The organism is Xanthomonas sp. MUS 060, assembly GCF_000963215.1.
In the GTDB taxonomy this organism is placed as follows: Bacteria; Pseudomonadota; Gammaproteobacteria; order Xanthomonadales; family Xanthomonadaceae; genus Xanthomonas_A.
In genome coordinates this window covers 1-19,699 of sequence record NZ_JZIM01000022.1, presented here as the reverse complement: position 1 = coordinate 19,699, position 19,699 = coordinate 1, and the positions used below count along the sequence as shown (strand labels likewise).

At 59.9% G+C, this 19,699-nt stretch carries 15 protein-coding genes and 1 pseudogene; all 16 read right to left on the bottom strand.

Annotated features, from left to right (window positions below):
• Positions 1–3 precede the first annotated feature (3 nt).
• A complete protein-coding gene (locus XANALMUS060_RS18870; protein WP_082065157.1) occupies positions 4–1,329 on the bottom strand; it encodes a TfuA-like protein in 1,326 nt (441 codons plus the stop codon).
• Positions 1,326–2,570, bottom strand: a complete 1,245-nt coding sequence (locus XANALMUS060_RS14740) for a YcaO-like family protein (RefSeq protein ID WP_045739081.1) — start codon at positions 2,568–2,570, stop codon at positions 1,326–1,328. The genes XANALMUS060_RS18870 and XANALMUS060_RS14740 overlap by 4 nt, the downstream gene beginning before the upstream one ends.
• Before the next feature lie 10 nt (positions 2,571–2,580).
• Positions 2,581–3,774 (bottom strand): ABC transporter permease, encoded by a 1,194-nt coding sequence (locus tag XANALMUS060_RS14735; RefSeq protein ID WP_052688184.1) that lies wholly within the window; start codon positions 3,772–3,774, stop codon positions 2,581–2,583.
• The gene (locus tag XANALMUS060_RS14730) at positions 3,771–4,928 is read right to left on the bottom strand and encodes an FtsX-like permease family protein (RefSeq protein ID WP_052688183.1); all 1,158 of its coding nucleotides are present in this window, start codon (positions 4,926–4,928) and stop codon (positions 3,771–3,773) included. The genes XANALMUS060_RS14735 and XANALMUS060_RS14730 overlap by 4 nt, the downstream gene beginning before the upstream one ends.
• Positions 4,925–5,671: an ABC transporter ATP-binding protein gene (locus XANALMUS060_RS14725; RefSeq protein WP_082065156.1), complete on the bottom strand. Its 747-nt coding sequence runs from the start codon at positions 5,669–5,671 to the stop codon at positions 4,925–4,927. The genes XANALMUS060_RS14730 and XANALMUS060_RS14725 overlap by 4 nt, the downstream gene beginning before the upstream one ends.
• An 8-nt stretch (positions 5,672–5,679) precedes the next feature.
• Positions 5,680–6,858, bottom strand: a complete 1,179-nt coding sequence (moeB, locus tag XANALMUS060_RS14720; protein ID WP_045739080.1) for a molybdopterin-synthase adenylyltransferase MoeB — start codon at positions 6,856–6,858, stop codon at positions 5,680–5,682.
• 1 nt (position 6,859) lies between these two features.
• On the bottom strand, positions 6,860–7,228 hold the full coding sequence (locus XANALMUS060_RS14715; protein ID WP_235430527.1) for a MoaD/ThiS family protein: 369 nt from the start codon (positions 7,226–7,228) through the stop codon (positions 6,860–6,862).
• A 690-nt stretch (positions 7,229–7,918) separates the two neighbouring features.
• Positions 7,919–8,023: pseudogene (locus XANALMUS060_RS21325) on the bottom strand (IS5/IS1182 family transposase); the annotation flags it as partial.
• Between the two features lie 86 nt (positions 8,024–8,109).
• Positions 8,110–8,949 (bottom strand): DUF3014 domain-containing protein, encoded by an 840-nt coding sequence (locus XANALMUS060_RS14710; RefSeq protein WP_045739096.1) that lies wholly within the window; start codon positions 8,947–8,949, stop codon positions 8,110–8,112.
• A 185-nt stretch (positions 8,950–9,134) separates the two neighbouring features.
• Positions 9,135–10,739 carry a hypothetical protein gene (locus XANALMUS060_RS14705; RefSeq protein ID WP_045739078.1) on the bottom strand — a complete coding sequence of 535 codons (1,605 nt, stop codon included), beginning with the start codon at positions 10,737–10,739 and terminating at the stop codon, positions 9,135–9,137.
• Between the two features lie 214 nt (positions 10,740–10,953).
• Complete coding sequence (locus XANALMUS060_RS14700; RefSeq protein WP_045739078.1) at positions 10,954–12,558, bottom strand: hypothetical protein; 1,605 nt, start codon at positions 12,556–12,558, stop codon at positions 10,954–10,956.
• Between the two features lie 112 nt (positions 12,559–12,670).
• Positions 12,671–13,153, bottom strand: a complete 483-nt coding sequence (locus tag XANALMUS060_RS14695) for a DUF3574 domain-containing protein (protein WP_045728931.1) — start codon at positions 13,151–13,153, stop codon at positions 12,671–12,673.
• Positions 13,154–13,293: 140 nt separating this feature from the next.
• A complete protein-coding gene (locus XANALMUS060_RS14690) occupies positions 13,294–13,566 on the bottom strand; it encodes a hypothetical protein (RefSeq protein WP_152640518.1) in 273 nt (90 codons plus the stop codon).
• Positions 13,567–13,577: 11 nt separating this feature from the next.
• Positions 13,578–15,353, bottom strand: a complete 1,776-nt coding sequence (locus XANALMUS060_RS14685; RefSeq protein ID WP_045739077.1) for an AAA family ATPase — start codon at positions 15,351–15,353, stop codon at positions 13,578–13,580.
• A 26-nt stretch (positions 15,354–15,379) separates the two neighbouring features.
• Complete coding sequence (locus tag XANALMUS060_RS14680) at positions 15,380–18,025, bottom strand: DEAD/DEAH box helicase family protein (RefSeq protein ID WP_045739076.1); 2,646 nt, start codon at positions 18,023–18,025, stop codon at positions 15,380–15,382.
• A 2-nt stretch (positions 18,026–18,027) separates the two neighbouring features.
• The gene (locus tag XANALMUS060_RS14675; RefSeq protein WP_235430525.1) at positions 18,028–19,524 is read right to left on the bottom strand and encodes a site-specific DNA-methyltransferase; all 1,497 of its coding nucleotides are present in this window, start codon (positions 19,522–19,524) and stop codon (positions 18,028–18,030) included.
• Positions 19,525–19,699 lie beyond the last annotated feature (175 nt).

Genomic DNA, 19,699 nt, shown 5'->3' with positions numbered 1-19,699 from the left:
ATGTCAAACAGCCGCCGCATGGACGGCCAGATATTCGGCGAAAACTTCCTCTCTCCATTGCTGTACCGAGCCGATGCCCAAGCCATTCACATACGCGTCGAACGACCCCAGGACTTTACCGTGTACCGCCTGATACCATTCCATGACTGCATCGGCGTCGCCGACGTCGCCGGAATCGAGTTGGCCGATCTGCAGCGCGGACATCTGCGTCCATTTGTGCGATACACGATCGGCGATATCCTGATACACCGCATCCAGCTTCAAGGCATCGGCCAGGCGCGCGTCCACCGCATGGAGGTAGCGATGGCGCAACTGGCCTTTCATTGCCTCCAATCGCGCCAGGCGTAAACATTCTTCACGCGACAGGCGCTGGCGCTGCAGCCAGTCGGCAAGCGCAGCCGACGTACCCAAGCCACGTTTGGCACGGAACGCGGTCAACGCGACACGGTCTTCAGGCGGCGGGAGTCGCAGCCGCCTGCACTCTGCCTCGACTAAACCGAGCAGCAGCGCACTGTCGACCAGCCGTTCGCGTCCGGGCTCGAAGAGCCTGACATGGTTGCGAAGCCGTTCGAAACTCGCCGCACCGGCTTGTGCGGACACTAAACTGCAATAGCATTCGACCGCCTCCCAGTACACCGTGTGCTGGAACTGGAAATCCACTTGGGTGGCTGGCGCATCCGCAGGCCGCTCGAGCAGCGCTTGCAATGCGGCGAGCGCATCGTCGCGCTTTTGATCGGGAGAGACATCCTGCAGCCAACGCGCCAGCGCCTGCCACACGTCGGGCGCCACCCCCAACCCGACCGCATCCTCCAATACCGCACTCCAACTGCGTTCCGGGTAAAAACGCCGTTTCGACGACTCGACCAGCGCAGCGCACGCTGCCTCATCCAGCAGGCCGACGTCGTATGCTGCAGCCAATCCCTGACGAATGTTGATCATCGCGGTGGATGTGACCCGATAATTGTCCTCGCCGCTACCATGCGCCACCGCGACTTCGTCGTCGTCCACCAGCGTCCCGTCGGCAAACTGGCGAAAGGCGACCCCGACACCGATCATGCCGAACGTGTGCAGTTCAGCCGCACGCAGCGCGCCCATGCTAGCGGCGCCGTACACAGCGACGCCTTGATGCAGGGCATACAAAATTTCCTTGTGCCATACCGCCGGCACACGCTCGAAGATACCGTCGATGAGGGCGATCACCCGCGCACCTTCGCTGACTGCGCGATACAGATCGCCCATCCGCGCCGGTGGGCGGAAATCGGCCTGGACGATCCGCCGCGCCTGTTCCAGCGGAAGGCTCGGCCCAAGAAACACCACGGCCGGATTCATGTCCGCGCGCCCATCATGCGCTGCGCTCGCACACCAGGACGGTAGAACGGGGTGTGGTAAGGCTCGAGTTCGGGCACCACGACTTTCACCACCGGCACACCGATGTCCTCACAGGTCAGATCGACAGCCACCACTTGGCGAATACCGACTCGACGCAACTGCTCCAGCAAGATGATCACGTCATTCTGCACGTAAGTGCACGAGACAGCCGATGACACCAAAAACGGCAGCGTTCCCGGAGGATTCGTCAACGCGTTGATCATCCACAGGTGATCGTCTCGATTCCCACCGCGCACATAATCGGCCTGGAAGATATCGTCGCGACTGCCCGAAATCGCGGTCAGACGGCTTTGGATCGCCTCGTGGATGGCACGCGACAACGCCACTACTGGATCCAGATGCGTGCCCGCGCCGAAATACGCCGGAATCGGCCGCCAATCCGGCGACGCCGGATCTTCAAGGATGACGCAATTGAAGGTAGGGGTACCGACGTCGCTGGTAATATCCCAGGCACCGACGACGATGCCCTTGTCCGCGAGAATATCAATAATCGCGCGCAGCGTAGGATCATTCACGGACCGCAGATCCAACTGTCGCTGCTTGCGCTGGTCTTCGTCGTACAGGCGCCACAACGACATCGCATCGCGTTCGATCACTTCGCACAGGGCATGACACAGCGCTTCGGCAAGGTGATTACCGGAAGACAGACCGTTCGTACTTTCCAGGAATACGGGCGTGCTCCCAGCCTGGCGGACCAGATTCATCGATACGAGTTCGTAGGGAATCCAGCAGGCGCTGTCGGCGGACAGATCCCACCCCTGCACCCAGGCGATGGCGCGTGCAGGATCGAATGTCGCGTCGGAGCGGATTGGCGCATGCGTCATCGACAGGACATGCTGCCCCCCTCCCATCTCCTCGACCGTGCCGATGCGTACCGGCAACTGTAGATGCTCGGCATGCCAGAGTTCGAGCGACTCCATCAGCGCCGACACCATCGCAGCCTCCAAGGTCTCGCCTTTGCCCTGCGAGGTCGCCAACGAACGCGCGTTGGGGCGGATCGCTACGCAAACCGGTAACCCGATACGATCCAGGCCCGTCACATTGGCCAGCCGGGTGATACCCAGGCGCGGCATGTGCCGTCGGTTCAGGCGTAGCGTCTCGGCGGGATCGCGGAGCCGATGCGTGCCCTGAAAGTAGTGCTTGGCGTTGCGCTGCTGTAAGGCTTCTTTGATCGGATGCATGGGACCGGGCCTATCTGCGTTCGGCCAGCGCGGTGGCGGTGTTAAGCTTGAGGACGGTCCAAGCCGGATAGAGGCTGCCGGCGATACCGATCAACGTCGCCAGCACAGCCGCCTGGACCAGGCTCTGGGCGGTGACGGAAAACGAGAAAGCCACTTGGCTGTAGTTGCTGGAGTGCAGGAAAGTCGACGTCTGGACACCATCGAACACCGCGTAGGCAAGCAATGCGCCGAGCGCACCGCCAAGGCACGTCAACAGGACGCTCTCGGCCACTAAGGCGGCGAAGATCGCGCCATCGGTGAATCCAAGCGCCTTGAGTGTGCCAATTTCCCGGATCCGCGCATTGACCGAGGCGTAACTGGTCCCCAACGCGGCGAAAGCCGCCCCGAGCGCCATCAGCAAGCTGACGCCGTAGCACAACACGTACAGGAATGTCCGTAATGCATGCGACTGGTCGGCCAGATACTGGGCATGATCGATCGCACGCAATTGCAAACGCGGATCGTCGCGCAACTGACGACTGAAGCGATCCAGCGACATCCCACGGACCAGTCTCAAATGCAATACCTGCACAGCGCTGCCACGCTCCATCGCAGCCGCCAATGTCGGTGCATCAGTCCATATCTCAGACTCGGTGAGCCCACTGTCGGCGGTGAAACGCCCCACCACCGTCCACTGCGCGCCAGCGATGTCGACGACATCGCCAATGTCCCCTTGTCGCAACCGACCGGATGCGCGTGCCCCGACGATCAGTTCGCGACGTCCCGCCTGCGGCAGGCGGCCCTCTACGAGCTTGATGCCGCTAAGCACGTAACCCGCCGGATCGACACCGCGCACGGCCATGTTCAACGGCTGCCCATGCCGCGAATCGAACTTGGCGGTGGTGAATAATTCGGCGGAAAACGCCGGCGCGCCATCGGCCAGCGTGGCGATGCCCGGCATGCGCCTGACCAAGCCAGCGGCGTCGCCGGAAATGGTACTGGCGACCTCCGCAGTGGCCCCGTCCATCATCACCAGCACGCTCTCGTCACCAGCGCCGGTCTGCATGACCTGGAGGTAACCCTCGGCAATGGACAGCACGCCCACCAGCATGGCCACGCCCCCGGCGGCGCCCACCACCGTGGTGCCGGCGCGGATCGCGTGGCGGCTCATGCTCACCAGACCGATCCGTAGCAGCACGACCGCTTGATGCCCCCATGTCGTCATGCCGCACGCCCCAGATCGCGGGCCGTACTCATACCCATGACCATCCGCACCGGAACGGCAGTGGTCAACAGCGTGACGGCGACGATCGCGGCAATCATCCACAACACGTCATGCCAGGCGAAGCGGATGGAAGACAACGTGACGCTATAGGCGGCGATCTTCGGCAGGGTGACATACAGCACAGCGAACCCAACCAGCGCGCCGACGGCGACGACCATGAACGACTCCAGCACGACACTCGCCGCCAAACGTGCATTACTTGCACCTAACGCCTTGATTGTCGCCATCTCGCCACTCCGTTCGCTGACGGAGTGGATCAGGCCATTGGCAGTCACCAGAATCAGAGTGAAAAACACAGCGACCACTGCCACGCGAACGATCATGCCGAAATCGCCAACCTGGCGGATCAACTCCTGCGCGAACATCGCTTCGGTGGCGGTGTGGGTCTCACGGCCAGAGTTGGCGAACAGCGCGTCGATGGCATGCGCCACCTGTTCGGCGTGCGACGGATCGCGCACACGCACGTTGTACCACCCCACCGTGCCCTTGCCGTTGGCCCGCACGTCGTCCACATACCCATAGTGCATCAACAACGAATTGGTATTACCGGAGGCATCGCTGGAATCGTAGATGGCCGCAACACGGAATGTCCAGTTGGTGCCCCCACCTTTGCGCGGATACAGATAGGAGAAGATTGGCACCATGTCGCCTACCTTCCAGTGATAGCGCTCAGCCAAGGTGCGTCCGACCGCGATGCTGGTGCGATCATCGAGCCAGCGCCGTCGATCCTGGGAATTGTGGATGCGCATCTCTGGCACCAGCCGCATGAAGCTTTCCGGCTCGGTCGCAATGGCCATCAGGCCGTTGGCAGGCTCCTGATAAAACCCGCCGAAGAACAGGTTACGACTGATTGCCTCGACGCCTTCGACTTCGGCAATCCGTTGCTCGTCGGCCAACGGCAACGGCTGCATGATACTCACCGCATTCGCCACCACCAGACGCTCTGCCTTGTCAAACGTGACACCGACGTTGAACACGCGGTTCAACGAGAGCAATAGACCAAAGAAAAAGAACGCGACGACGACGGTCAACAGCGTGATCGCCAGAATGGACTTCCAACGGAACAAATTGGCCAACAGCAATCGCCCCGTCATGACGACGCTCCGACAACACGCCCCTTGTCGATGCGCACAATGCGATCGGCATGACGAGCGACGTCACTGTCGTGGGTCACCATCACGATGGTCTTGCCGTATTCGGCGTTGAACACGCGAAGCAGTTCGATGACCTCCATGGCATTCTCGCGGTCCAGATCGCCGGTTGGCTCGTCGCAAAGCAGCAGCGAGGGGTTGGTTACGATTGCCCGCGCGATCGCCACGCGTTGCTGCTCACCACCGGACATCTCGCGCGGCCGCTGCTTGAGCAGATCCTGCAAACCGACCATTTGCAATGCCGCCGCCGCCCGCTGCTGGCGCTGACGACGACCAACACCTTGCAGGGCAAGCGGCAACGCGACGTTGTCGAGCGCATCGAGCACCGCGATCAAATTGTAGAACTGGAAGACAAAACCGACATGACGCGAGCGCCAGCGTGCCAACGCCCTGCTCGACAAGTGACCAATGCGGCTGCCTTGCACAGCGATGTCACCGCGCGTTGGCCGATCCAGCCCCCCCATCAGGTTCAGCAGGGTGGTCTTACCCGAACCCGACGGTCCCATGATCGCGACGAACTCGCCATCCAACACCGCCATGTCGGTCGGGGCCAGCGCCTCGATACTGCGCCGCCCGCTGCGGTGCAACCGGGTGACACCGCGCAATACCACGAATGGCGCCGGCTCAGGCGCAGGAGTCGGGGCCTGAAGTACTTCGACATCCGAAATGATCGCTGCAATATCCATATGAAGCCTCAATAAATAACCGTGGCGGGGGCGACGTCGCGCGCCCATGCCGCAATGCCTCCCTCCAGGCTGTAAACCTGGCTGAAGCCATGCGTCAGCAAACACCGCGCAGCCGTCATTGAGCGCACGCCAGATTTGCAGTAACAAACGACCGGAATGGCACGATCAAGCAGATGCATGGACTCCTCGAGTTCGTCCAACGGCATCAGGAGAGCACCGTCCAGATGCACGATCTCGAATTCGTTCGCACTGCGGACATCGATCAACTGTATCGAATTTGACGACTGCAGCAGCCCAGCAAGCCGCTGCGCCTGGAGCAGCTCTGGAGCCGAGCTTTCGTTGGATTCGACCACCGTCGCGGATACGCCACAGAACGTGGCGTAATCGATGAGGTGACGCTGCGTCGGAGCATCGCCGCAGATCGGACAATCAGGATCGCGGGCGATGTTCAACTCACGAAAACGCATTTCCGTCGCATCGAATTGCAACAACCGCCCCTCCATCGTCCGACCAACGCCGGTGATCAGCTTGATAACTTCGGCCGCCTGCATCGTGCCCATGATGCCGGGCAATACACCGAATACACCGCCCTCGGCACACGAGGGGGAAAATCCTGGTGGCGGTGGCTCCGGGTACAGGCATCGGTAGCAAGGGCCACCGGCATGATTAAACACCGACAACATGCCTTCGAAACGGAAAATAGAGGCGTAAACGTTAGGTTTTCCAGCTAACACGCAGGCATCGTTGACGAGGTAACGCGTCGGAAAATTATCGGTGCCGTCGACCACTACGTCGTACTGACGGATCAACTCCAGGGCGTTTTCAGCATTGAGCCGAGTTTCGTGATGGACAACATGCACATGCGGATTCAGATCCGCCAACCGTGCGGCTGCGGCTACGCCCTTGCTCATGCCTACGCTGCTCAAGCCGTAAAGTACTTGACGCTGGAGGTTACTGACCTCGACTTGGTCGAATTCGACAATGCCGATGGCGCCCACGCCCGAGGCAGCCAGATAAAGTGCGGCCGGCGATCCCAGACCACCAACGCCAACCAGTAGCACACGAGCACCCTTGAGACGCCGCTGACCATGGCAGCCGATTTCGGGAATCATCAAGTGGCGGCTGTAATGGCGAATTTCTTCGCGTTCTAGTTCAGCACCCAGCCGGGGGGTATGCTCGCCGTGCATCTCAGCCTCCCGCGATCGCAGGAACCAGCACGATGACGTCGCTGCTGACCAAAGGCGTGCCCTGCCCTTGGCGCATCCTGATATCCGACGCATTCACGAAAACATTGATGAAGCGACGCAAGCTACCATCGGCAGCAAACAACTGCGGCAGCAACGAAGGGTACGCTCGCACCGCTGCACGCAGCGCCTGTCCGACATCGTCGGCTTCCACTTCTACAAACGCCTGTTGACCAGTGAAGCGTCGCATCGCCGTGGGAACCATCACTTTGACGATGGACCTGCCGGAGGCAGTTTCAACGTTCTCGATACGCTGTTGGTACATACCAATCCCTGCCTGATTAACGAGGCGCAGCATCGAAGTAACCGCCATGCCAGGCATGACGGTTACTTCCTCATACTTCCTAGGTCTTACATTAAGAGGAACCGCTACTGACGATCGAACCAATCGAACTGGCACCACAGACCGCGCACAGCACAGTAGAAGCACAGTCAGACAACAGTTGATTTTGCTGAGGTAATTCCTCGGCAAAAAGATCAAGCGAAGAAACCTCGTTCGACATATCGAAATGATGATTCACTTTCAAAACTCCATTTTCAAGGATCACGCTTATGGATGTGATCCAACTCCCCATCCACCGACTACTTCATTAGAAGCAGCAGACTTCAGACCAAACCCCTACAATGCCAGGATGGCGTATTTGGACATATCCATAGCGAAGAAGATACCGCCACATGGAGAAAACGCGCACAGGCGTACACACAAACACGATTGCGACCGAAGCTTATAATGGAAAAATAACAATCTAATATAACAATTACTACAAGGAAACTGAATTTCCCTGAATAGACATCAGTCAAAAATCAAACACAATCTCCAAGTCGAATCCTGTTCGAGAGAACAGATTTTTACGGTATCGAATCATCAATTCCATTGATCATAATTTTTCACAAAAATAGGGAGGAATGTCAATGTTTTCACGCAAAAATCTCGTAGACAACTTCCGCAACAGCGCTGAGCCCGAGCCTGGCAGACATGCAACCAAGCAACTGTTGTAGCGACATGAATCGCACCAAGGAGATTGCATGCAGTTTTGTCATCGCTTTGGGCGATCGCGCGGTATTGCTTGAGATGCGCTAAAAAATTCTCGATCAAATGACGTACCTTGTTACAGATCGCGGTCTATATAGTTCCGCTGAAATCTGTCGCTCACTGTCTGACACGACAGCCTGAAGCAGGTGATAAGGCACACCTCAAGCCTGCGTCAATCCCGCACGCAACGCTCGCAATTGCGCCTTCACTGCTGCGGCCTGCGTCGGCCCCAGCCGCAGCAACGCCTTTTGCCCGACCGAGAGCGATTCCAAGGCCGGATCGACGAAGCGGAACTTGCCATGCACCGGATCGCTCACCACCGCCAACGGCGCCGATGGCAGCGGGGTCTGCAGCAAATGGTCGATCACCTGCACCAAGCGGTCGTTGAAATATCCGTGCGGATACCCCAGCTCCACATAGGCCTGCTGGAACAGCGGATAGAAACGCCGATACGCCGCCACTAGCGCCTTGGGATCGGCATGGGTGAAGGCTTGCACATAGAGCGCATAGCGCTGCGCGTTGGCTTCAGTGATGACCTGCGCGCCACTGGCCTCTTTGCTCACTTGCAATGTGCCGGGGACCGCGGTGAGCGCCAGTGCACGCGTGGTGACGCGGCGCTGGGTCAGGTTGTCGACCATTGTCACCAGGCGCTGGATCAGATGATCGCGCAACAGCAACGCCAGTGGAGAATCACCACCGGCCAGCTTGGTCAGTTCCGCCCAGGCGGCGGCATCACTCTCAGCCAAGGATGGAATCGCCGCATCGGCCGCATCCGCGGCGGCGGCATCGATGGGATGCTGGATCGGCGGGGGTGGCGGCGCAGCCGCTGCGGCTGGCGCAGATGGCGCCGCAGCCGCGACGGGAGCACTGGTCGGCGGTGGCGACGCCGGTGCCACACGCTGCAGTAATCCGCTCAGCGCGTCGCGAAACAACCACGCAGCGGCGGCAGCCACCAGCACCGCGACCAAAATCCAAGGCCAAATGGAAGGACGTGGCGGCATGGCAGGACGCGGCGGCATGGAATCGGGCTCCGTTGATAGAACTCAAGTCTGACAGCGACAGCGGCCAGCGGGTTCCGACGCGACATGGCCGCTGTTCAGCATCCAACGGGATGCACATGCCACGACGATTGCAGAGACCTCGCATATTCCCGCACGCAACCCACCGCGTGCGGGCGCAATCACGCTCAATCCACCACCCGCAGCGCACGCGGCCCTTGCAGCGACAACAGACCGAGCAACGCGGCCAGCAGCAGATAACCACCGGCGAACTGCCACGCCATCAACTGCGGCACGCCGTGCAACGTCCATGGCAGATAAATACCGCCGCGCGGATCCACCGAATGGATCAGGCCGAACAGGGTCAGCCCCGCCGCCACCAACAGGCACCCAGCGGCGCGACGCAAGCGCCCGTCCACCATCGCCGCCACCGTGGCGATCCACAGCATGGCGGTGATGATGAAACCGTTGCCCAGGGTCAGGATCACCGCCAATTCCGGCAAACCGTGGCCGTCCAGTGTGGTGGTCAACGTGGTCAGATGATCCGGCGCGATCCAACCCGGCGCCTTGATCGCCAGCAGATACGCCACCGACGGCAGAAACCCCAACACCATCGCGCCGGCATGGCGTTTCGGGGTGGCCTGGAATGCCTGGGTGGTGATGTCGATGGACACGTACACGATGATCGGTGCCAGCACTGCCAACGGCAGCCACTGCACCAGCCCGGCGACCAATCCCAACATGCCCCCCAGGCCAATGAAGATCCCGGTCAACAGCGTATAACCGCTGCGCGCGCCCATGTGCTTGTAGGCCGGCTGGCCGATGTAGGGAGTGGTCTGGGCGACTCCGCCGCAGACCCCGGCAACCAGGGTCGAACAGGCCTCGACCAGCAGAATATCGCGGGTGCGGTAATCATCACCGGCCGCGCGCGCGCTCTCGCTGACGTTGATGCCGCCAACCACCATCAACAAACCAAACGGCAACAGCAGCGGTAGCAGCGGCATCGTATCGGCCAGCCCGGCGAGGAAACCCAAACTCGGCCACGGCAACACCAGATGGGGCGCAAACCACTGCGGTGTCTGATGGCCCGGGATGCCCATCCCTGCCGCATTCAATCCGTAGTAAAGGCCCGTGCCCAGCACCAACGCCAGCGGCACCCCGGGCAGGCCAAACGGCAGGCGGCCCTTGGCGATCAACACGTACATCAACAGGCCCAACACCACCAGGCCGACCACGGGGGTGCGCAAGGTTTCCAGCAGCGGCAGGAAGCCCATCAGCACCAGCGCGATGCCGGCGATGGAACCGAGCAACGCCGCGCGCGGCAGCGCCCGCGTCACCGCTTCGCCGAAGAACGCGAGCACGGTCTTGAGCGCGCCCATCAGCACCAGCGCGGCCATGCCCAGACGCCACGTCGCCAGCGCCGCCGCCTGCGGGTCCAGCCCCTGCTGTTTGTAGCGCACGAACGCCGGGCCGAGTACCAACAGCGCCATGCCGATGCTGGTCGGCGCATCCAGGCCCAGCGGCATCGCGGTGACGTCGCTGCGCCCGCTGCGCGCGGCCAGCCGTCGCGCCATCACGGTGTACAGCAGATTGCCGATCAGCACCCCGAACGCGGTGCCAGGCATCATCCGCGTGTAGATCACCTCGACCGGGAACTGGAACATCCCGACCAGCGCCAGGGTGATGAAACCGAGGATCGACAGATTATCGACCACCAGGCCGAAGAAGCCATTGAGATCGCCCGCGACGAACCAACGTGGCCGCGTGACCGAGGACACCGACGCGAGGGTCATGGCAGACCGACCGCAGCAGTGACCGTGCGCGTTGAGCCGCACATTCGCTCAGCCGAACACGCAGCGCTGCGGCATGTCTGGCTCACAACCAGCCAGCCGGGCATCACGACCATCTGGCCGCTGTTCAGCATCCAACGGGATGCACATGCCACGACGATTGCAGAGACCTCGCATATTCCCGCACGCAACCCACCGCGTGCGGGCGCAATCACGCTCAATCCACCACCCGCAGCGCACGCGGCCCTTGCAGCGACAACAGACCGAGCAACGCGGCCAGCAGCAGATAACCACCGGCGAACTGCCACGCCATCAACTGCGGCACGCCGTGCAACGTCCATGGCAGATAAATACCGCCGCGCGGATCCACCGAATGGATCAGGCCGAACAGGGTCAGCCCCGCCGCCACCAACAGGCACCCAGCGGCGCGACGCAAGCGCCCGTCCACCATCGCCGCCACCGTGGCGATCCACAGCATGGCGGTGATGATGAAACCGTTGCCCAGGGTCAGGATCACCGCCAATTCCGGCAAACCGTGGCCGTCCAGTGTGGTGGTCAACGTGGTCAGATGATCCGGCGCGATCCAACCCGGCGCCTTGATCGCCAGCAGATACGCCACCGACGGCAGAAACCCCAACACCATCGCGCCGGCATGGCGTTTCGGGGTGGCCTGGAATGCCTGGGTGGTGATGTCGATGGACACGTACACGATGATCGGTGCCAGCACTGCCAACGGCAGCCACTGCACCAGCCCGGCGACCAATCCCAACATGCCCCCCAGGCCAATGAAGATCCCGGTCAACAGCGTATAACCGCTGCGCGCGCCCATGTGCTTGTAGGCCGGCTGGCCGATGTAGGGAGTGGTCTGGGCGACTCCGCCGCAGACCCCGGCAACCAGGGTCGAACAGGCCTCGACCAGCAGAATATCGCGGGTGCGGTAATCATCACCGGCCGCGCGCGCGCTCTCGCTGACGTTGATGCCGCCAACCACCATCAACAAACCAAACGGCAACAGCAGCGGTAGCAGCGGCATCGTATCGGCCAGCCCGGCGAGGAAACCCAAACTCGGCCACGGCAACACCAGATGGGGCGCAAACCACTGCGGTGTCTGATGGCCCGGGATGCCCATCCCTGCCGCATTCAATCCGTAGTAAAGGCCCGTGCCCAGCACCAACGCCAGCGGCACCCCGGGCAGGCCAAACGGCAGGCGGCCCTTGGCGATCAACACGTACATCAACAGGCCCAACACCACCAGGCCGACCACGGGGGTGCGCAAGGTTTCCAGCAGCGGCAGGAAGCCCATCAGCACCAGCGCGATGCCGGCGATGGAACCGAGCAACGCCGCGCGCGGCAGCGCCCGCGTCACCGCTTCGCCGAAGAACGCGAGCACGGTCTTGAGCGCGCCCATCAGCACCAGCGCGGCCATGCCCAGACGCCACGTCGCCAGCGCCGCCGCCTGCGGGTCCAGCCCCTGCTGTTTGTAGCGCACGAACGCCGGGCCGAGTACCAACAGCGCCATGCCGATGCTGGTCGGCGCATCCAGGCCCAGCGGCATCGCGGTGACGTCGCTGCGCCCGCTGCGCGCGGCCAGCCGTCGCGCCATCACGGTGTACAGCAGATTGCCGATCAGCACCCCGAACGCGGTGCCAGGCATCATCCGCGTGTAGATCACCTCGACCGGGAACTGGAACATCCCGACCAGCGCCAGGGTGATGAAACCGAGGATCGACAGATTATCGACCACCAGGCCGAAGAAGCCATTGAGATCGCCCGCGACGAACCAACGTGGCCGCGTGACCGAGGACACCGACGCGAGGGTCATGGCAGACCGACCGCAGCAGTGACCGTGCGCGTTGAGCCGCACATTCGCTCAGCCGAACACGCAGCGCTGCGGCATGTCTGGCTCACAACCAGCCAGCCGGGCATCACGACCATCAAAACGACACCTCCACCGCCTGCCGCGCCCACAACACCGACTGGTGTCCGGTGGCCTGCTTCCATGCCAGCCGGATCGCCTCGATATCGGCGCGGCGCTGTGGCGTATCTTCGTGCAGGATCACCAGCACCTTGGTGTTGAGCCGGTTTGGCTCTTTGGCGCCGCGAAACAACCACTGGCCGTAGGCATCGAACACGGTCAGGCCATCGGGGAAGCGCGGGGTGACCTCTTTATCCAGGAACGCGCGCCAGCGCGCCGCGCTGATCGGCTCGGCCTGCGGGCGATTGGCCGGACCTTGCTCCTCACCGACGCCGAAATACAACTCGCTGCGCACCCACCCCTTGGCCTGCGCCGGGCGGGCGGCATCGCCCTGCAACGCCGCGCTGACCGCACCCGGCGCAGCGGTGGAGGCCGAAGGCGCGACGCCAGTGCAGGCGGTCAGAGCAAGGAGGACAGCAAACAAGGGGGCACGGTGCAACATCGGCAGGATCTCGGTCGGAATGCAGGTAAGAAAACGCGATGGTAAGGCTTCGTCGCTGAAAAAACCCGTGGCGCCATATAGATCAAAGCATTGGAGGTGTCATCAGGCGTGCTGTGCTTGCAATTTTTCGCTGGAGCGCATTATGAATGCCGTGTCCGCTCATGCCTGTCATTTAGGAGATGATAAAATTCAATGGCATGATCACGCGCCGCTTCCGCGATATCGCCAGCGTCATGCCACTCGGGATCAAAGAACTCGCCGTTGCGCTCCAAGTGCTCATTTTCCGCACGCTCTGCTTCCGCATCAATGTTGGCAAACTGGGACAGGAGGCAGGACTTCGCTTGCTCGATGTAACACAGGTGTTCGGAGATACGAAAATTCTGTTCTGCGTCAATAAACTGAAAGGCACTCAATTCCCTACCGGTCATACTAGCCGACCTGCGATAGGCTCCTTATCCAGCCAGGCCACCAACGTGCAAATACCTAGCACATCCGCGCAGACGTCTTCCAGAGGCTCGCTTTCCAGACGAACTTGAAACGATAGCCAAGAATCCTCCTTCTTTTCCTTTAGTCCAATGTGTGGCTCGATTGCGCCGGCGCTCCACAACCAAACGTTTTTGACACGAAGCTTTTGCACGAGCGACGCAATGGGGGCCTTCGCATCTTTTTGTTTGGCCATTATTTCAAACGCATGGGCTGGCTTACCTTGAATGCCTTTGCAGGGCAATCCGGCTTCTAGGGAGATTAAGCCAGCATCCGCAAGTTGTTGAAGAACGGCCCTGCAAGCGATGAGGTCAAGATCGTCGGCCTTTAGCATTCCGTATTCCACCGCTTGCCGAAACGCAAAATCGAGATCCACAATAGCGCACGCCGGCAACCCCAACGCTTCTAAGATCTCCATGGATTTTCCTGTGTCTGACGCGCCACTCATAGGCACGACGGCCAGGGAAGATTGACCCAAGGTTTTACCAGTGATGACTTGAAAGAGCGTTGGCAATAGGCGTATCTCGGTCTTTCCCTCTGTCAACACCACCTTGTCGGCGAACAAGACTTGGGAAGAATTCGTGAGACTGAAGAGCTGATGGAGCTGATGAGTAGGATTCGCTACCAACTGCTCCACAACCGACTGCATGCGAGGACGCGCCTTGGTGCCTTCCAAATTTTTCTTGGTCATTAGCAAGGCGTTCTTCGCATCCTTTGCCAAGATCATCTGGGCCGAGTGGGTCGAAAAGACAACTTGGTAGCCAGCATTTGACAGCGCGCGCAATGCCTCGCGCACCTGCTCCAAAGCAAAGGGATGCATAAACAGCTCCGGTTCATCTACCAGAAGCAACGTCACACCGCCGGCAGCCCCCTCCCCACGCTTAAGATCAGCTAGGTGACGCACCATGGCCATCTGGATGGCACGTTGTGCCCCGTGACCGTAAGAGCCGAAAGCACGTCCCAGCCCCTCCCTCCCTTCATATACCTTGACCGTTCCGGCCTTTATAAGGTCGTTAAAGACGGGCACTGGGAAATCCAGCTTAATGCGGATACCAGGAAAAAGTTCCGAGATTTTGCGGTTGATCGATTCATCGATGCGGTCCAACTCTTCGAAACGGCCGCCGCCGTCAGCAGAAATCATTCCTAAAATAGCCGCCAAGTGAGGCCTCAGTTCTTCTCCGTGTTGCTCCTGGATGGCATCCAACATAGAGGCCAACAGTTTCCCGATCGTGGTAGTTGTCTTGGCCTTGCTGGCGTCCTCCTCTGCATTCTCCATAGCACCTATGCGGATAGGTTCAGGGAAAAGCGCGGAGATGGCGTTATCGATCCCCGTGGGATTGGGCTCCCAGTCGCCATTGTCAGGATTCATCACCATCAATTCGGTATCGCCTCCCGGCACTTTCTGTTCGCGACGAATCATGAGTACACCATCGCGAACATGTACTTCTATCTTCTTGCGATGCTTATGCTCCAGGACCTCCAGATCCGCTTCGGTGATGTCGCGCAGCTTTCCCACCACCTGCACGGGCTGAGCTGGGTCGTGGAAATCTTCCACGCCCAGCTTTGCCTTTCGCACCAGCCATTGGAGCGCGGTGAGGCAATTACTCTTCCCGCAGTTATTCAGACCGACCAGCGGTGTAAAATGGGTCAATTGGAGGCTGGCCTCAGCGCATGATCGAAAGTTCATGATATCCAAGTCCGAGATATAGACAGCCATTTCTTTGTCTCCGATTGTGGTCCAACCTATTTCGTAATTGCTGCCTTCAACTGCTCGGTAACGCTGTTGCCTTTCTCGTCCTTCATCTGGGCCATAATATAGATCCCTTTGCCCTTGCTCTTGACCGCCCAGAGCTCACCCACCATCCGTTTTTCCTTCTCTGCATCTGACGAATAACGGTCTCCGCCCTTGTATTCCACTACCAGCAAGCGTCCATCCTTCAGCCGGGCCACGAAGTCCGGGTAGGTGCGCTGCTTGGACGTTGGCATCCAGAACTGGCTCTTGTCCACCAAGTTGCGGACCCAGAACTCCACCTCGTCCAACTGATCAATCGCTTGCGCACACAGGAACTCCTCGCCCACCTTGCCCCCGACCGTCTTCCACTGAAGATCGCCCACAAAGGGGTAGTAGTGCTTGCGGAACCGGTAGGTGCCTCCCTGGTAGTAAGAATGCGCCGGATATTGGGTCATGTCCGCCGGGTAGGTGAACATCGCATCGGGCTCGTCACTAACCACAATCTCGGCGTCGGCCCCAAACAACGCTTGCTGGAAACCGTCCTTGAGCGCTTCGGCCTTGGCAATCTGCAACTGCTCCCCCAGCTTCCGGCGCAGGATGAACTGGCCGTTGAGCAACTGGGATAGCAAAAATCCTTGATCTTCAGACAGTCCAGTGATTGCTCGGCGCAGCCACTCCCGCAGCACCGCCTGTTTGACGCTGGGGTCGCGGATCTTCTGGTCCAACCAGCCCACCAAGTCTGCTTGTGTGCGATCCTTCGCAAAGCCAGGCAGGTAGGTTTTCACATCGTCATCGATCTTGGTGTAGCTCACCTTCGAATCGACCAGATCCACCTCAAAGGTCTGACTGTCAGCGTTGAACTTGAGACTGGAGAGGTCCGGGGGGTATGCAAGCAGGTCCCAGGTGAAGCCCGGGGGAGTAGCACCGCTCTCCACAAAATCCAGTTCGCCCTGCTCCATGACGCCGAGTCGGGGGACGCTGAACACCGCACCGTTCTGGCTCGGGGCTTTGACAGCCTTGGACGCGATCTGGTGGCGCTCGATGGTAGCCGTCGCTTCCTCGCGCTCCTTGGTTGGCACGACTTTGGTGATCGCTTCCACCGTGGCATCGTCAACCTCGCCCGTGATTTCAACCGATCCGCCCTTCCCCTCTTCGCTCGGAGTAAAGACCACGCTGGCCTGTTCCCGAGCAGGGATACCGGTAAGGTCCGGCTGCTTGCTCACGGTGATGGTGGTTTTCGGCGTGAAGGGGGCTGGATTGGCATTGCCACCCTGCAGCGGCAAGCCAGGCCCTGGGGTGAGATCCGGCAGCACTGCGCCGACGGCTTCCAACGGGTTGAACCCGATATCGATGAGCGATTTGGTGAGCTCTGCGGCCGCCAAGTTGAACGCCGGGGTGGTGACGTGCGCGTAGGCCTTGTTCATGGCCTCCTGCTTGCGACGGGTGGCATAGGGCATGCGCAGGACGCGGCCCAGCAGCTGTTGGATATCCTTGTCGCTTTTGACTTGGGCCACCGAGCAGAACACATAGGCGAAGGAGCAGTCCCACCCTTCCTTGAGCGCTTGCTTGGTGATGATGACCTCAATTGGGCAGTCCTTGGCGAACAGGTCCACGCCATCAATTTCGCGTTGGTCACCGGTTGAAATGGCAATGGCCTTCTCGGGCACCTTTTCGTTGTCGACAAGGTGCTTCTTGACCTCTTCAACCGTGGCCGTACCCCTGGCGTTCTCGGCCTGGATCAGGAGGATGGGACGAATGTAGTCCGGCTCACCGAGCGCGGTCTTTCCCAGCGCATTGCGACGGGCGACGGCGCTGCCGACCGCCATCTCCCACTGTCCAACGTGCTCCTTCAGCACTACCGGGAACTTGATCATGTCCGCTGCCTTGAGCTCAAAGGCGCTGACGCTGACCAGCACGTTACTCTTGCTGGCCTCGGGGGTGGCGGTCAGCTCCACCACCACCTTGGCGCCCAAGCGCTCGTAGACCTGATACGACAGCGGCGTGTTGGCGTTGTGGGCTTCGTCGGTTATGACCAGCGGGCCATGAAGCTTCAGCAGGTTGGCAAACGACGCGATGGCTTTGCCGGCCTTATTTTGCTCCAAGTAGGCGAAGTCGGAGACGCTTCCGGCAAAATGAGGCTCCAGATCTTCATGGTGCTCATAGACCTTTCGGCCTTCCTGGTTTTCCACGCGTAGTGCTGCAATGGTCGAAATCACTACGCATACCTTTGTGCCCAGATCCGCAGGACGGATGTGGGTGAAATCCTCCACGTCGAACACCGCTACCTTGCCACCAAATGCTTCATCAAGCTCCTGGCGGTAGGGATGGCGTGGGTTCTTGAAGGCCTCCAAGGTCTGGGTCTTGATCTGGGTGGTGGGCACCATCCACATGACCAATGGGAACTCGCGCTCCAGGTATGTGTCGCCTGCAGCCTGGATGATATGCGCGCCCATGACCGTTTTGCCGCCGCCTGTAGGGATGCGCAGACAAACGTAAGGCGAGAACTCCAAGCCGGGCATGGGCTTGTAGTGGGCGGCAAGACCAGCATCTACGTTCTTCTCGAACGCGGGCGCGGGACCAGTAAGCCGGGCGTCTTCCAAGAACTGGGCCAAACTGGACAGGGCCCGCTGCTGATACACCTTGAGGGAAAGAGCCATGCTTAGCGTGCCTTGATGTCGTAAGGGGTCTGCTTGAAGGTGATTTGAAGCTCCTCTAATCGCTCCTTGGGCAAGTCGCACGACTCGCCATAGATCACCTTGGGCCCATCGAAGGGCTGCAGGCCTTTCAACACTCGCTTGGTCAGCACATTGCCACCGGTCTTGCTCTCATCGCCCAAGATGCCGTTAAACAGTAGGTAGTAGCCGATTCCGTGATGCTCGCCTAGAAACACATACTTGGAGGCACGGGTTGAGCGCGCAGTGCCAGTCTCGGCGAACCATAGATGGGCTGCCAAATGCTCAAATTTAATGCTATCCCGAATGTGCCCGTTCTCATCAAAAACAGGTGCACCCAACTTGTAAAACCGGAAGCCCCCGCCCCCCTTCCATCCCGTTGTTTCAGAGATACCGCCCTGTTCACCATCCACAACCTTCTTCAGCCGTGGCTGACAATGAGATCTCGCATGCTCGCCCATCTCTATTCCGATCCAGCGACGTCCCATTTTTTGTGCAGCAGCAGCAGTCGTTCCAGAACCCAGGAAGCTATCCAGGACTAGGTCACCAGGCTCGGTGGATGCCTCAAGGAGCGTCTTGATCAGACCTTCCGGCTTTGGGAACGAAAACTTATCCTCTTGGCCAAAGAGCGCCACGCTCTCACTGGTTCCATGTTGCGTATAGGCACCAGTAATGATTGACTTTGGCTTCTGCCTCCTCTCTTCCCCGTCAGAGTCCTTTAGATACTGCTTGTAAGATACCGAGACTCTCCCTCCGGCGCTTTTAAATACTAGCTCGTCATTCGCGAGCGCCGCCAACGCACGCTCCTTAGACCACTGCCACTGCTTTTCTGGCCACACATCCCCATGCTCCGGATGAGGAATCGGGTAACGAAGATTGGGCCGTGCATCCATGCTTGTCGTCGCCAGAGGCTGAAGTCTGTATGGGCCACGCTGCGCCTCGTTCCGATCGGTAAGCTTGTAGTATCGCTTCGCCAGTTCAGGATCGGCAGGAAGGAACATTGCGGGCAGCTGCTCCAAATCTTTGGCATAGGCAAGAACGAACTCGTGCAACCCAACGACGTACTTCGCCTTAGCGCCACCACCATAGCTTTTTTGCCAGACGAACGTCGTTAGAAAATTTTTCCTCTGGAACACTTCATCCATGATGACTTTGAGGTAATGAGCCTCATTGTCATCGATAGCCACGTAGATAATTCCATCGTCCGTCAAAAATTCTCGAAGAAACTCCAGACGGGGATACATCATCGACAGCCATTGCGAATGAGCGAGGTTGTCGTCGTAGTGCTCCAAAATCGCCCCTCGCGTGTTGTAAGGCGGATCGATAAAAATACACTTCACCTGCCCGGCGTAGTAAGGCAACAGTGCTTTCAGCGCATCCAAATTGTCGCCCTCGATCAGCATGTTGGGGGAGTCAACCTCCCCATAGGACAAGCTGGCCACCGGCTCCAGGAGGCGGTAGGGCGTAAGGGAGGAACGGGTCAAGGAGTCAACCTCCCCATAGGACAAGCTGGCCACCGGCTCCAGGAGGCGGTAGGGCGTAAGGGAGGAACGGGTCAAGTCAGGAAGTTCAGTGCCGAGCACGGACACTTACAAGAAGGCCGATCCAGGCCATGAGGAGTGTTCATGTCAAAGCGTAGGAAGTTCAGTGCCGAGTTCA

Bases quoted from the DNA above. Each gene is read 5' to 3' on its own strand.
- XANALMUS060_RS14725 (WP_082065156.1), bottom strand. From the start codon at position 5,671: ATGGATATTGCAGCGATCATTTCGGATGTCGAAGTACTTCAGGCCCCG.
- XANALMUS060_RS14700 (WP_045739078.1), bottom strand. From the start codon at position 12,558: ATGACCCTCGCGTCGGTGTCCTCGGTCACGCGGCCACGTTGGTTCGTC.
- XANALMUS060_RS14740 (WP_045739081.1), bottom strand. From the start codon at position 2,570: ATGCATCCGATCAAAGAAGCCTTACAGCAGCGCAACGCCAAGCACTAC.
- XANALMUS060_RS14730 (WP_052688183.1), bottom strand. From the start codon at position 4,928: ATGACGGGGCGATTGCTGTTGGCCAATTTGTTCCGTTGGAAGTCCATT.
- XANALMUS060_RS14680 (WP_045739076.1), bottom strand. From the start codon at position 18,025: ATGGCTCTTTCCCTCAAGGTGTATCAGCAGCGGGCCCTGTCCAGTTTG.
- XANALMUS060_RS18870 (WP_082065157.1), bottom strand. From the start codon at position 1,329: ATGAATCCGGCCGTGGTGTTTCTTGGGCCGAGCCTTCCGCTGGAACAG.
- XANALMUS060_RS14735 (WP_052688184.1), bottom strand. From the start codon at position 3,774: ATGACGACATGGGGGCATCAAGCGGTCGTGCTGCTACGGATCGGTCTG.
- XANALMUS060_RS14685 (WP_045739077.1), bottom strand. From the start codon at position 15,353: ATGGCTGTCTATATCTCGGACTTGGATATCATGAACTTTCGATCATGC.
- XANALMUS060_RS14705 (WP_045739078.1), bottom strand. From the start codon at position 10,739: ATGACCCTCGCGTCGGTGTCCTCGGTCACGCGGCCACGTTGGTTCGTC.
- XANALMUS060_RS14710 (WP_045739096.1), bottom strand. From the start codon at position 8,949: ATGCCGCCACGTCCTTCCATTTGGCCTTGGATTTTGGTCGCGGTGCTG.
- moeB (WP_045739080.1), bottom strand. From the start codon at position 6,858: ATGCACGGCGAGCATACCCCCCGGCTGGGTGCTGAACTAGAACGCGAA.
- XANALMUS060_RS14715 (WP_235430527.1), bottom strand. From the start codon at position 7,228: ATGGCGGTTACTTCGATGCTGCGCCTCGTTAATCAGGCAGGGATTGGT.
- XANALMUS060_RS14695 (WP_045728931.1), bottom strand. From the start codon at position 13,153: ATGTTGCACCGTGCCCCCTTGTTTGCTGTCCTCCTTGCTCTGACCGCC.